Here is a 12,966-nt window from a genome sequence, read left to right as displayed (position 1 = left end):
TCGGTCCACGCAGGTAACTTTTGAAGTGTCGGATCGTGTCCATGGCGATCCGGCCCGGGAGGTCCTGGTCGTGAGCATGACGATCGCGAGGGGGCCGGCACCCGGTCCTCGTGGACGGCGAGGTCGAAGTCGGTAACCCCGACTGCGACCCGGCCGACCAGCCAGGGCCAGTGCCCGGCCCACCGAGGAGCGGACGCGGTGCCGTGTCCGTGAGGGAGTTGCCGTGACTGCTTCGCGATCGTCCAGGCGCACTGCCAGCCTTTCCTCAGGCTCTTCTCGCACGTCTTCCAAGGAGGCCGACCCAGCCCCGCGCACGTATGTCCTCGACACCTCCGTCCTGCTCTCCGACCCCTGGGCACTGACCAGGTTCGCCGAGCACTCGGTCGTGATCCCGCTGGTCGTGATCAGCGAGCTGGAGGGCAAACGGCACCACCCCGAACTGGGCTGGTTCGCACGGGAGACCCTGCGACTGCTCGATGATCTACGGCTGGCCCACGGCAGGCTCGACAAGCCGATCCCGATCGGCGACTCCGGCGGCTCCCTCCATGTCGAGCTCAACCACTCCGACCCGTCGGTGCTCCCAGCCGGGTTCCGCACCGATTCCAACGACGCGCGCATCCTCGCGTGCGCGCTCAACCTCGCGGCCGAGAACCTCGCGGTCACGCTCGTCACCAAGGACATCCCGCTGCGGGTCAAGGCCGGTGCGGTCGGTCTCGACGCCGACGAGTACCGCGCGGGCGAGGTGACGCCGTCCGGCTGGACGGGCATCGCCGACGTCGAGGTGGGCCAGGATCTCGTCGACGGGCTGTTCGCCGCCGAGGACCACACGGTCGACCTGGCCGACTTCGGTCTCGACAGCGCGGACCACCCGGTCAACACCGGTCTGCGGTTGCTCGCGGGCACCAGCAGCGCGCTGGGCCGGGTCACCCCGGACAAGCAGGTCCGGCTCGTGCGCGGCGACCGTGAGGCCTTCGGGCTGCACGGCCGCTCAGCCGAGCAGCGGATCGCGCTGGACCTGCTGCTCGACCCGGACATCGGCATCGTCTCCCTCGGTGGCCGAGCGGGCACCGGGAAGTCGGCGCTGGCGCTGTGCGCCGGGCTGGAGGCCGTCATGGAACGCGGCCTCCACAAGCGGGTGGTCGTCTTCCGGCCGATGTACGCGGTCGGCGGGCAGGACCTCGGCTACCTGCCGGGGTCCGAGAGCGAGAAGATGCAGCCCTGGGCGCAGGCGGTCTTCGACACCCTCGAAGCGCTGGTCAGCAAGGCCGTGATCGAGGAAGTCCTCGACCGCGGGATGCTAGAGGTGCTGCCGCTGACCCACATCCGCGGCCGCTCGCTGCACGACTCGTTCGTGATCGTCGACGAGGCCCAGTCGCTGGAGCGCAACGTCTTGCTGACGGTGCTGTCCAGGCTCGGTTCAGGTTCCCGGGTCGTGCTCACCCACGACGTCGCCCAGCGCGACAACCTGCGCGTCGGCCGCTACGACGGGGTCGCCGCGGTCATCGAGAAGCTCAAGGGGCACCCGCTGTTCGCCCACGTCACGCTGACCCGGTCCGAGCGGTCCCCGATCGCCGCCCTGGTGACGGAGATGCTAGAGGACCACACCGGATAGTCCACGTCTGCCGGAATCCCCGTCCCGCGTCGCGGGGCGGGGATTCCTTACCAGCCGCCGGGGAGCGGGCGACCCTCGGCGAACCCGGCCGCCGACTGCATCCCGACCACGGCGCGTTCGTGGAACTCGTCGAGGTCGTGCGCGCCCGCGTACGTGCACGCCGAGCGCACCCCCGAGCAGATCGAGTCGAGCAGGTCCTCGACGCTGGGCGCGGCCGGGTCGAGCAGCATCCGGGAGGTCGAGATGCCCTCCTCGAACAGCGCCTTGCGCGCCCGGTCGAACCCGCTGTCGGACCGTGTCCGCGCGGACACCGCCCGCTTCGACGCCATGCCGAACGACTCCTTGTAGAGCCGCCCCTGTTCGTCGCGGCGCAGGTCGCCAGGGGACTCGTAGGTGCCCGCGAACCACGATCCGATCATCACGCTCGCCGCCCCGGCCGCCAGGGCCAGAGCGACGTCCCTGGGGTGCCGCACGCCGCCGTCGGCCCACACGTGTTTGCCCAGCTCGCGCGCGGCCGCGGCGCATTCGGCGACGGCGGAGAACTGGGGGCGGCCGACGCCGGTCATCATCCGGGTCGTGCACATGGCGCCGGGGCCGACACCGACCTTGATGACGTCCGCGCCCGCCTCGATCAGGTCGCGGACACCCTCGGGGGTGACCACGTTGCCCGCGACGACCGGCACGCTGGGGGAGACCGACCGGACGGCGGCCAGGGCGGTGAGCATCTTCTCCTGGTGGCCGTGCGCGGTGTCGACGACCAGCGTGTCGACGCCCGCCTTGAGCAGCGCGTCCGCTTTCGCGGCGACGTCGCCGTTCACGCCGACGGCCGCGGCGACGCGCAGCTTGCCCTCGGCGTCGACGGCGGGTTGATAGAGGTCGGCGCGCAGCGCGCCGGACTCGGTCAGGATGCCGGTGAGCCTGCCGTCGCGGTCGACCGCCAGCGCGACCCGCGCCGCGCGGCCGTGCAACTGGTCGAACACGGTTCGAGGGGCGCTGTCGGTGGGCAGCATCGCGAAACCGGGGTCGGCGACCTCGATGACCCGGGTGAACTGGTCGACGCCCTGGCACGCGGCCTCGTCGACCACACCGATCGGCTTGCCGTCACCGTCGACGACGACCACCGCGCCGTGCGCGCGTTTGGGCAGCAGGTTGAGCGCGTCGGCGACCGAGTCGGCGGCGGTGAGCACCAGCGGGGTGTCCCACACGGTGTGGCGCGACTTCACCCAGGACACGATCCCGCCGACCACCTTCGGGTCGACGTCCTGGGGCAGCACCACCAGCCCGCCGCGGCGGGCGACCGTCTCGGCCATCCGCCTGCCCGCGACGGCGGTCATGTTGGCCACCACGATCGGGATGGTCGTGCCCGTCCCGTCCGAAGTGGACAGATCGACGTCGAACCGGCTGGCGACGGCCGAGCGGCCGGGCAGCAGGAAGACGTCGTCGTAGGTGAGGTCATGGTCCGGCTTGCCGTGGGCGAAGTGCACGTCACCCACCGTACTTCGTCAGTCCCAGTCCAGCGCGATTCCCGCGATACCGGGTTCCACCGACGGGAAGAAGGCGTTGACCATGCGGTCGCGGTCGCAGAACAGCTCGTCGCACGCGCTCGGCGGGAGCGTGTCGTTGCCGCGCACCACCTGGGTGATCCGCGCGGGCAGGTTGTCCGGCGGCAGCTCGATCTGCAGCAGGAACGGGCCGCACGGCACCCGGAACAGTCGGGAGTAGCCGGGGCACTCGATGCCGGACTCGTCGTCGACGGTGTAGGCGAGCACGATCGTCTCGTTCTCGATCAGCCTGCGGTCGAACATCAGCTCGAAGACGACCCACGTGTCGAGCCTGCGGACCCGGCCCAGCCTGCAGCCCTCGTCCGCGCTGACCCGCACCTCGGCGATGTCGACGCCGGGTTCGCCGTTGTAGACCGCCACGTACCGGTCGACCCCGGCCCGGCGGGTGCGGCCGACCACTCGGGTCTGGATGCGGCCCTGCGAGCGGTCCTTGGCGATGGTGATGCGCTCATGGACGAACATCAGCTCGATGTCCGCGTTGGCCGCGTCGGCGTCCGCGCCGATCTGGGTGAACAGGGCGCGGGTGACCGGCCCGCTGAAGACGAGTTCCGAGAACGACGTCGCGGCCCGGCGCGGTCGGCCGCCGCGCTGACGGGGGTCGACGAGCACGACCAGCGAGTCGGCGGGCAGGCCGAGCACGGTCTCCAACCCGCGCACCGCCGGGAGGGCGTGCTGGGTGTCGGGATGGCGCAGTCCGCGCTGCCAGTAACTCAGCGTGGACTCCGCGACCTGGATTTCGAGGCGGGCCAGGTGTGAGCGCAGCCGGGCCAGCGAGAGCCCGCGGTGGGCGATCGCGCTGCGCAGCGCCAGGTGGAAAGGGCCGCGCCGCAGGGCCTCAGCCAGCTCTTCAGGGGTCAACCGGACCGGACCTCGCCTTCACCGCTTTGACATCCTCCCCGCCTGAAGGCTGGGATTTGGCTCTCGCGCGCCTCCCGAGCCACGACCCCGCACGCCGAACAACGCTGACTCGTCAACCGCGGATCGACTTTGACCACCCGACCTGGAGCCTTCTGTCCCAGGCGGGTCACGAGCTGACCCCAGCCGTTGGCGAGGATTCCCCGGTTCAGGCCCGCTTTCTGCCGCACACGCCTGCCGGGCGCGTCGACCGTGCCTTTCGCCGACCGGGTCATGGTGGCGATCTTGAGGTCTTCGACCGCGATCACGTCGAACTCTCGGGCCAGGCGGGTGCTGGTCTTCTCCACCCAATCCTTACGACGATCGGTTTCGCGGGCCCTGAGCTTCGCGATCGCTGCCTTGACCTTGCCGCGCCGGTTGGAGCCGCGTTGGGCCCGGGCGAGTTTGCGGTGCAATCGCAGCAGCCGGGTCTTCTCGGGTCGGCGCAAGGTGGGCGCCGACAGCAACTCTCCCGTGGACAACGCCGCCGACACCACCACACCACGATCCACACCGACCGCAGCATCAGTTCCTGGCGCCGGAATGGGCTCGGGCACCACGGCGAACGCCACATGCCAACGGCCCGCCCGATCTCGGGTGACCCGGTAGGACTTCACACCGTTGGAGACCGCCCGCGACCAGCGGAACCGCACCCACCCGACCTTGGGTACCCGCACCTCACCGACCTTGCGAGACACCCGGCGCAGGTCACCCGGGGTGACCCCGACGATCCGGAAGCCTTCGCTCCGCCCGCGCCTGCGCCAGGTCGGGCGTCGGTGGGTTCGGCCGAAGAAGTTGGCCATTGCCTGGGCGAAGTCCCGCAGCGCCTGCTGCTGCACCATCACAGACCCTGCGGCGAGCCACGGGTTGTCCGCTCGTGCCTGCGTCAACTCGCGGCACTGCTCGGCGTACCCGGGCGCGGCCTTGCGCCCAGGCTGCCAGTGGGCGTGTTGCTCTACCGCGAGATTCCAGAGAAACCGTGCGTGCCCGCAGTGCTCCAGCAACGCTCGCTCCTGCGAAGGGCTCGGCTGGAGCCGGAATCGGGACATGCCGATCAACCTAACGACCACCACCGACAAAATCAGGAGACACCGGTGAGACCAGCCTGGCCAGGGAATGCTCGCCAGTCCCCTGACCCGAGGACGGCGGCCCGGGCGAGACCCTGCCCGCCTGGGCCGCCGCCGGTTTCAGCCCGGTGTCACCGGGAGCAGGCCGCGGACGTCGGTGATCGTGTCGGCGTCCGCTGCCTGCTTGTCCGGCCGGTACCGGACCACACGGGCGAAGCGCAGGGCCACGCCACCTGGGTAGCGGGTGCTGGCCTGCACCCCGTCCAAGGCGATCTCCACCACCAGCTCCGGTCGCAAGTAGACAGTCCAGTCGTCGCGGTCCCTTTGGTACTTGGGAAACTCCGCGGTCTGCCAACGCAACAGTTCGTCGGTCAGGCCCTTGAACGTCTTGCCCACCATGATCGGCGGCCCGCCGTCGGGGTCGCGCGCGCCGAGGTGCAGGTTCGACAGGAACCCCGACCGGCGGCCGTGCCCCCACTCGGCGCCGATCACGACGAGGTCCAGGGTGTGCACGGGTTTGACCTTCTGCCAGGCCTTTCCGCGCCTGCCCGCCTGGTAGGTCGAGTCGAGGTCCTTCACCATCACGCCCTCGTGGCCCGCCGCCAGTGCCGCCGCCCCGACCGCCTCCGCGGCCTCGGGCGTCGGGTCGACGGCGCCGGGGATCACGTGGGGACCGACCGCGCGGTTGAGCGCTTCGTTGCGGGCCCGGAGCGGCTCGTCGATGAGGTCGACGCCGTCGAGGTGCAGGCAGTCGAAGAAGTACGGCCGCAGAAGCAGCGCCCGAACCTGATCCTCGGTCGTGCTGCCGAACCGGCTTTGGGTCTCCTGGAACGGGCGCGGCCTGCCGTCGTCGGAGAGGGCCAGCGTCTCGCCGTCGAGCACGACTGTGTGGCAGGGCAGCCCGCGGACGAGTTCGACCAACTCGGGCACGCTGTCCGTGATCTCGCGCAGGGTCCTGGTGAACACCCGGATCTCGTCGTCGACCTTGTGCACCTGAATCCGCGCACCGTCGAGTTTGTACTCGACCAGGCACGGGCTCAGGTCGGCGATCGCGGCCGCCACGGAGGTTCCCGGGGAGGCGAGCATCGGCCGGACCGGCCTGCCCGGCTCCAGCCGCACCGCGGCGAGCGCGTCGACCCCGCCTGCGAGCGCCAGCGCGGCGGTCTCGGGGAGCCGACCGGACAACATGAACGCCCGCCGCACCGCCGCACCGGGCACGTCGGCGGCCTTCGCCACCGCGTCGAGCATCACGCCCTCCAGCGCGCCTTGGCGCAGCTCACCGGTGATCAGCGCGCGGAGAAACCGCTGCTCGGCGGCGGTGGCGGCGCCGAACAATCCGGCGATGATCTCCGCGCGCCTGCCCACCGAACCCGCGCCGCGGGTGTCCACGAGCCGGTCGAAGGCCGCGTCGACGTCGGCCACGCCGAGGGTTGGGGCGAGTGCGGGGGTGGGGAGTTCGACCAGGGTCCGCCAGCCCGCGCCGATGCGGCCCTGCTGGATGGCGCCGGAGAGGAACGCGACCACCGCCTTGGCCTCGTCGGCGTCCTCGGCTCGGCGCAGTGCTCCGGCGATCGCGGCCACCTTGGCCAGCCGGGACCGGGTCGCGCCGACCTCCGCCGACACCGCCACCACGTCCGTCAGTCGCACCATGGGGTCCATCCTGCCCCGAGCGCGCTCGACCGACACCCGCAACCTCGGCGGGGGATGGCCGTCTTCTGGTGTGGGAGCCAGACGAATCAGGGAGCGGTCACATGGGAGTCAGCCACCGGGTGGCGATCGCGGTGTGCGCGGTCGCCGTGGGCGGGTCGGGTTGCACGGCGCCGAAGTCCGACGCCGCGCCACCGCCGACGACATCGACCGGCGGCCCGGTCGCGACCCCCGCTGTCACACCGACTCCGCGTCCGTCCGAAGTGGAGACGGTGAAGAGCCCGGCGAAGAAGCCCACCACCAAAGGGAAACCCCCATCGGGTGGGAACGACGTGATCGGCCCGTTCGGCTGGCAGACGCTGCGGCTGGGCATGTCCGCCGACGCCGCGGAGGCCCTCGGCATGCTCACCCGCACCACCGAGGGCGACGGCCTCTGCGCGCCGTGGCCCGCGCTGCCGATCACCGCGCTGGACCAGGCGGTGGTCAGCGAAACCCATGGCGTGTGGGCGATCCACCCCAAGCAGGTGGACTGGATCCACACCCCGGAAGGCATGCGGATCGGCTGGACCGCGGCCCAGGTCCACGCGACGTACCCGGACTTCGACCCGGCGCACTTCGACTACCCCCACGGCCCGACGGTGGCCGTACCCGGCAACCCGAAAGCACTCTACCGACTGCAGTTCAACGCATCGCGGGTGCTGACGAAGATCATCCTTGAGGCGCGGGTGGACGTCTGCTCTGTCTGATCACGACAGTCGTGCCATCTCGCTGACGGCGGCTCGGAGCCGGTCGGGTGTGGTGGCCGCGTACCCGACGACGAGACCGGGGAACGGTGCCTGCCGGTCGACGAGGTAGCCGGACAGGGCGGGCGCGTTGATCCCGATGTCCGCCAGTTTCCCTTGCAGGACAGCGTCATCGGTGCCGTCGGGCAGGCGCAGCACCACATGCAGTCCCGCCGCGACACCGTGTGGGCGCCAGCCCGGCAGTTCGGCCGAGACCGCACCCAGCAAAGCGTCGCGGCGTTGGCGGTACAACTGTCGGGTGCGCCGCAGGTGCCGGTCGTAGCCGCCGGAGCGCAGCAGGTGGGTGAAGGCGGCCTGTGCGATCGGCGAACAGCCCAAGTCGGACAGGCGTTTGCGGTCCACGAGCCGGTCTCGCAAAGCGGTGGGCGCCACCAGCCAGCCGAGCCGGATCGCGGGTGCCAGCACCTTGCTCACACTGCCCACGTAGGCCACCCGCTCGGGGTCGAGCGCCTGGGTGGCGGCCACGGCGGGGCGGTCGTAGCGGTGTTCGGCGTCGTAGTCGTCCTCGACGACCAGGCCGTCGCGCTCGCGCGCCCAGGCCAGCAGTTCTCGGCGCCGGTCGGCACTGAGCACGACACCGAGTGGGAACTGGTGCGCGGCGGTCACCAGGACCACGCGGCATCCGGTGCGGGCCAACAGGTCCACCCGAATTCCCTCGTCGTCCACCGGGACGCCGACCGGCCGCAGCCCGTGTGCGGCGAACACCTCCGACATGCCCGGGTGCGTCGGGTCCTCGACGGCGACCTCCCGGTGTCCGTCGGCGTGCAGCACGGCTGCGAGCAGGGCGAGCGACTCCGCGACGCCGTGGGTGATCACCACATCGCCCGCGTCGACCGCCCGCACCCGGCCGAGGTAGCCGACCAGTTCCCGGCGCGGGGTCAGGAGTCCGGCCGGGTTCGGGTAGCCGAGTTCGTCGTCGGACAGGGCGGCCAGCCCGGCGCGGGTCGCCGCCTGCCAAGCCGCGCGGGGGAACGCGCCCAAGGCGGGCAGCCCGGGACGCAGGTCGTAGCGCCACCGCCGCTCCGCCGGATCCGAATCGGGCGCGCGCGGGTCGGGCGGGACGAGCGTGCACGCCACCGCCGTCCCCGAACCGTGCCGGGAGACCACGAACCCTTCGGCGGCGAGCTGGGCGTACGCGGCGGTCACCGTCCCGCGGGCGACGCCCAGCTGGCCCGCGAGGTCCCGGCTCGACGGCAGCCGCGTGCTCAGCGGCAGCCTGCCTTCGCGGATCGCCGCCCGCAGCGCCGCCTCCAGCGTCCGCCCACGGGTGCCACGCCGCGGCTCCGCGAAGTCGGGCATCAGGAGCTCACGAAAAGTGGACCAATTCTTCGCCACGAAAGTGGAGCTTACGGATGGACCAGTCGGCCGTGAAGCTGAATCCCGTGACGATCACCATCGCGAGACCCACCAGGCGGGGAGTGGCCGCGGGCGCGCTCGCCTGCGCGTTCATCGGCGGCAGCGTCCCCGTGTCCGGCCTGCTCATGCATTACCCGATCTTGGCGGGTCAGTCCGCCCGCTACGCCCTCGGCGCCGTGCTGATCGCGGTCTGGGCCCTGGCCCGGGGGCTGCCAATCACCCTGCCGAGGCTGAAGGACCTGCCCGCGCTGCTGGCGGTCGTCGGCGTCGGGATGATCGGCTTCAACATCTTCCTGCTCACCGCGCAGCACCACGCCGAACCCGGGCTGGTCGCCGCGGTGATCGGCGGCAGCCCACTCGTGATCGCGCTGGTCGCACCCCTGATGTCCGGTGTGCGGCCCGCCGTCCAGGCGCTCGCCGGGGCGGGGCTCGTCGTCGCGGGCATCGTCGTGCTGTCGGGCGGGGGAACGTGGAGCGGGCCTGGACTGCTGCTCGCGATCCTCACGATGCTGTGCGAGGCGTCGTTCACGCTGTTCGCCGTCGGGGTGGTCCGCAGGCTCGGGACGTTCTCCGTCGCCTTGTGGTGCCATGTCCTCGCGGCGGTGTGCGCGGGCGTCCTCGCGGTGCCCTTCGACGGGGTGTTCCGGCTGCCGACGGCGGTGGAGTCGGTCGCGATCCTGGCGGTCGCGGTGATCACCGTGGTGGCGTTTTGCCTTTGGTACCAAAGTGTTTCGGTGCTGGGCGCGGGCCGAGCGGCGGTGCTGATCGGCGCCATGCCGGTGTCCGGGCTGGTCGTCGCGGTGGCCCTGGGCGCTCAGCCGCTGACGATCGCCGCGCTCGCGGGCGCCTCGATAGTCGCCGCGGGCTGTGCGCTCGGGTTGCGTGGCTAACGACCGCCGCGGGCCATCCGCAGCACGTCCAGCGCGTCGTCGAGCTGCTCGACCGTGAGCTTCCCGGCATCCACATGCCCGCGTTCCAGGACAACGTCGCGGATCGTGCGGCGTTCCTTCAGCGACTGCTTCGCGATCGACGCCGCCTCTTCGTAGCCTAGGTACTTGTTGAGCGGGGTCACGATCGACGGCGAGGACTCGGCCTGCTCCCGCAGCCGTTCCACATCCGGCTCCATGCCGGTGATCACCTTGTCCGCGAGCAGACGCGACACCGCGGCGATCAGGCGGGCGGACTCCAGGACGTTGCGGGCGATCACCGGCAGCATCACGTTGAGCTGGAAGTTGCCCTGGCTGCCCGCGAACGCCACCGCCGCGTCGTTGCCGATCACCTGGGCCACGACCATCATCGTCGCCTCGGAGATCACCGGGTTCACCTTGCCCGGCATGATCGACGAACCCGGCTGCAGGTCGGGCAGCGCCAGCTCGGCCAGCCCGGTGCGCGGCCCCGAACCCAGCCAGCGCAGGTCGTTGGCGATCTTGAACAGGGACACCGCCACCGTGCGCAGCTGGCCGGACGCCTCGACGACCGAGTCCTGGGTGGCCTGGGCTTCGAAGTGGTCGCGGGCCTCGGTCACCGGCAGTCCGGTGATCCTGGCCAGCTCGCCCGACACCAGCGTGCCGAAGCCGTCCGGCGCGTTGAGCCCGCTGCCCACGGCGGTCCCGCCGATCGGCAGCTCGCCGAGCCGGGGGAGGACCGCCTCCAGCCGCTCGACCCCGTAGCGGACCTGCGCCGCCCAGGCGCCTGCTTCCTGGGCGAGGGTCACCGGGACCGCGTCCATGAGGTGCGTGCGGCCGGACTTGACCACGTCGCCCCACTGCGCGGCCCGGTCCTCGATGGACTCGGCCAGGTGCTTCAGCGCGGGGACGACGTCCTCGACCAGGGCCTCGGTCGCGGCCAGGTGGATGGTCGTGGGGAAGGTGTCGTTGGAGGACTGGGACGCGTTGACGTGATCGTTCGGGTGAACTTCGCGGCCGAGGGCGCGGGTGGCCAGGGTCGCGATCACCTCGTTGGCGTTCATGTTCGACGACGTGCCCGACCCGGTCTGGAACACGTCGATGGGGAACTGCCCGTCGTGTCCGCCGTCGGCCACCTCCGTCGCCGCGTCCGCGATCGCGTCGGCCATGTCCTGATCGAGGACGCCCAGCTTGGCGTTCACCCGGGCGGCGGCGGCCTTCAGCAGCCCGAGCGCCCGGATCTGCGCACGTTCGAGGGGGCGCCCGGAGATCGGGAAGTTCTCCACCGCCCGCTGCGTCTGCGCCCGCCAGAGTGCGTCGGCGGGAACGCGGACCTCGCCCATGGTGTCGTGCTCGATGCGGTACTCGGCCATGGGTCCAGTGTCACCCCGTTTTGGAAGCTGGGCATGGTCAGCTTCGGCACATAGGGTGGAGGGATGACGGCTCCTGTGGATGTCGACCTGCTGATCGTCGGCGCTGGCCCCACCGGCCTGTTCGCCGCCTACTACGCGGGGTTCCGCGAGCTGAGCACCGTCGTGGTGGACTCGCTGCCCGAGCCCGGCGGCCAGGTCACCGCGATGTACCCGGAGAAGATGATCTTCGATGTGGCCGGGTTCCCCGCCGTTCTCGGCCGCGACCTGGTCAACGCGCTGGTCGAGCAGGCCGAGCAGTACAAGCCGACCTACCTGCTGGGCAGGCGGGCCCGCGAGCTGTCCGAAGTGGACGGGAAGTTCGAGGTCACCCTGGACGGCGACACCGCCGTGCGCGCCGGGGCCGTGTTGATCACCGCCGGGATCGGCGAGTTCACCCCGCGGCCGCTGCCCGCGGGCGACGGCTGGCTGGGCCGCGGCATGGTCCACTTCGTGCCCGCCCTGGAAGTGCACCGCGACCAGGACGTCGTCATCGTCGGCGGTGGTGACTCCGCGTTCGACTGGGCGCTGGCCCTGCACCCGATCGCGTCGAGCGTCACCCTTGTCCACCGCCGCGCCAAGTTCCGCGCGATGCCGGCGACCGTGCGCCAGGTGGAGAACCTCGGCGTCCGCGTCATCACCGATGCCCAGGTCACGGCCCTGCGCGGTGACGACGAAGGCCTGCACGAGATCGACGTGATGGTCGGCGGCGAGGTCGAGGTGCTGCCTGCCCAGGCCGTCGTCGCCGCGCTCGGCTTCACCGCCGACCTCGGGCCGATCGAGTCATGGGGCCTGGAGATCGACCACCGCAGCGTCTCCGTCGACTCCACCATGCGCACCGCGCGCGACCGGATCTACGCGGCCGGAGACGTCGCGGCCTACCCGGGCAAGGTCAAGCTGATCGCGACCGGCTTCGGCGAGGCGGCCACGGCGGTCAACAACATCGCCGTGGCCCTCAACCCCGAAGCGCACCTGTTCCCAGGGCACTCAAGCAACGCCGAATAGCTACGGGACAACCTGGACGACCGCGCCGACCGGCAGCGAGTTGTAGTACTGCTTCGCAGCCGCGTTGGACAGGTGGATGCAGCCATGGGACTGCACGGTCAGGCTGCCCGCGTGGAAGGCGATGCCGCCGTTGAAGAACACCGAGTACGGCATCGGCGCGTTGTTGAAGATGCTGCTCTTGTGGTCGATGTCCTTCCAGCCCACCCGGAAGGTGCCCACCGGCGTCCGGTAGCCCGGGCGGCCGTGGGTGATCGGGACCGGACCGTAGACGACCTTGCCGTCCTTGAGCAGCCACGACTTGTTGGCCGACAGGTCGATGCACGCGTCGGCCGTGGCCTTGCACGGGCTGCCCTGCGACTGCGGCGCGGGCGGCTTCGTCGTGGTCGGCTTCGGCTTCGGCTTCGTCGTGGTGGTCACCGGCGGCGTCGTGGTCGTCGTCGGCGCCGGTGTGGTGGTCGACGGTGTGGTCGTCGGCGCCTTGGAGGACGTCGTCGTGGTGGTGGTGCCGACCTGGGCGGCGGGCTCCGGTGTGCTTCCGCACGCGCTGAGCAGAGCCATCGCGACGATCGTCGCCCCCAACATCGTCTTGCTGACCCGCATGTCCAGCTCCTTGTCGGCTAAGTGGGACAAGCCCCTACCGACAAGACGCCCTTGGACCACGGAAAGTTGCTGTCCGCTACCAACCCGTTATCCCGCGACTTGGGCG

General features: G+C 71.1%; 11 protein-coding genes. 4 read left to right on the top strand and 7 right to left on the bottom strand.

What is annotated here, in order from left to right:
- Positions 1-223 precede the first annotated feature (223 nt).
- On the top strand, positions 224-1,612 hold the full coding sequence (locus ACRDSQ_RS17625) for a PhoH family protein (protein ID WP_431422526.1): 1,389 nt from the start codon (positions 224-226) through the stop codon (positions 1,610-1,612).
- 47 nt (positions 1,613-1,659) lie between these two features.
- On the opposite strand, the gene ACRDSQ_RS17620 is transcribed toward ACRDSQ_RS17625, so the two are convergent.
- The 4 genes from ACRDSQ_RS17620 to ACRDSQ_RS17605 all read right to left on the bottom strand — a co-directional run bounded on the left by ACRDSQ_RS17620 (position 1,660) and on the right by ACRDSQ_RS17605 (position 6,782).
- Positions 1,660-3,096: a GuaB1 family IMP dehydrogenase-related protein gene (locus ACRDSQ_RS17620; protein ID WP_431422524.1), complete on the bottom strand. Its 1,437-nt coding sequence runs from the start codon at positions 3,094-3,096 to the stop codon at positions 1,660-1,662.
- Between the two features lie 18 nt (positions 3,097-3,114).
- Positions 3,115-4,032, bottom strand: a complete 918-nt coding sequence (locus tag ACRDSQ_RS17615) for a hypothetical protein (protein WP_431422523.1) — start codon at positions 4,030-4,032, stop codon at positions 3,115-3,117.
- A complete protein-coding gene (locus ACRDSQ_RS17610; RefSeq protein WP_431422521.1) occupies positions 4,029-5,117 on the bottom strand; it encodes an RNA-guided endonuclease InsQ/TnpB family protein in 1,089 nt (362 codons plus the stop codon). Before ACRDSQ_RS17610 ends, ACRDSQ_RS17615 begins: the two co-directional genes overlap by 4 nt.
- A 138-nt stretch (positions 5,118-5,255) precedes the next feature.
- Positions 5,256-6,782: an ATP-dependent DNA ligase gene (locus ACRDSQ_RS17605; protein ID WP_431422573.1), complete on the bottom strand. Its 1,527-nt coding sequence runs from the start codon at positions 6,780-6,782 to the stop codon at positions 5,256-5,258.
- 104 nt (positions 6,783-6,886) lie between these two features.
- Between ACRDSQ_RS17605 and ACRDSQ_RS17600 the strand changes: the two genes are divergently transcribed.
- Positions 6,887-7,528: a hypothetical protein gene (locus tag ACRDSQ_RS17600; RefSeq protein ID WP_431422519.1), complete on the top strand. Its 642-nt coding sequence runs from the start codon at positions 6,887-6,889 to the stop codon at positions 7,526-7,528.
- Here ACRDSQ_RS17600 and ACRDSQ_RS17595 read toward each other — a convergent pair whose 3' ends face one another.
- On the bottom strand, positions 7,529-8,920 hold the full coding sequence (locus ACRDSQ_RS17595) for a PLP-dependent aminotransferase family protein (protein WP_431422517.1): 1,392 nt from the start codon (positions 8,918-8,920) through the stop codon (positions 7,529-7,531). It lies immediately after the preceding gene.
- A gap of 17 nt (positions 8,921-8,937) precedes the next feature.
- On the opposite strand from ACRDSQ_RS17595, the gene ACRDSQ_RS17590 reads away from it, so the two are divergent.
- A complete protein-coding gene (locus ACRDSQ_RS17590) occupies positions 8,938-9,831 on the top strand; it encodes a DMT family transporter (RefSeq protein ID WP_431422514.1) in 894 nt (297 codons plus the stop codon).
- On the opposite strand, the gene ACRDSQ_RS17585 is transcribed toward ACRDSQ_RS17590, so the two are convergent.
- Positions 9,828-11,219, bottom strand: a complete 1,392-nt coding sequence (locus tag ACRDSQ_RS17585) for a class II fumarate hydratase (protein ID WP_431422511.1) — start codon at positions 11,217-11,219, stop codon at positions 9,828-9,830. The genes ACRDSQ_RS17590 and ACRDSQ_RS17585 overlap by 4 nt on opposite strands.
- Positions 11,220-11,282: 63 nt before the next feature.
- On the opposite strand from ACRDSQ_RS17585, the gene ACRDSQ_RS17580 reads away from it, so the two are divergent.
- Positions 11,283-12,260 carry an NAD(P)/FAD-dependent oxidoreductase gene (locus tag ACRDSQ_RS17580; protein ID WP_431422508.1) on the top strand — a complete coding sequence of 326 codons (978 nt, stop codon included), beginning with the start codon at positions 11,283-11,285 and terminating at the stop codon, positions 12,258-12,260.
- On the opposite strand, the gene ACRDSQ_RS17575 is transcribed toward ACRDSQ_RS17580, so the two are convergent.
- Positions 12,261-12,860 carry a L,D-transpeptidase gene (locus ACRDSQ_RS17575; protein WP_431422507.1) on the bottom strand — a complete coding sequence of 200 codons (600 nt, stop codon included), beginning with the start codon at positions 12,858-12,860 and terminating at the stop codon, positions 12,261-12,263.
- Between the last annotated feature and the right edge of the window lie 106 nt (positions 12,861-12,966).

Origin of the sequence: Actinokineospora sp., assembly GCF_050699995.1 — a bacterium.
Classification (GTDB): Bacteria; Actinomycetota; Actinomycetes; order Mycobacteriales; family Pseudonocardiaceae; genus Actinokineospora.
This window is presented reverse-complemented; position numbering and strand designations above follow the sequence as displayed.

Bases quoted from the DNA above. Each gene is read 5' to 3' on its own strand.
- ACRDSQ_RS17610 (WP_431422521.1), bottom strand. From the start codon at position 5,117: ATGTCCCGATTCCGGCTCCAGCCGAGCCCTTCGCAGGAGCGAGCGTTG.
- ACRDSQ_RS17600 (WP_431422519.1), top strand. From the start codon at position 6,887: ATGGGAGTCAGCCACCGGGTGGCGATCGCGGTGTGCGCGGTCGCCGTG.
- ACRDSQ_RS17590 (WP_431422514.1), top strand. From the start codon at position 8,938: ATGGACCAGTCGGCCGTGAAGCTGAATCCCGTGACGATCACCATCGCG.
- ACRDSQ_RS17585 (WP_431422511.1), bottom strand. From the start codon at position 11,219: ATGGCCGAGTACCGCATCGAGCACGACACCATGGGCGAGGTCCGCGTT.
- ACRDSQ_RS17580 (WP_431422508.1), top strand. From the start codon at position 11,283: ATGACGGCTCCTGTGGATGTCGACCTGCTGATCGTCGGCGCTGGCCCC.
- ACRDSQ_RS17575 (WP_431422507.1), bottom strand. From the start codon at position 12,860: ATGCGGGTCAGCAAGACGATGTTGGGGGCGACGATCGTCGCGATGGCT.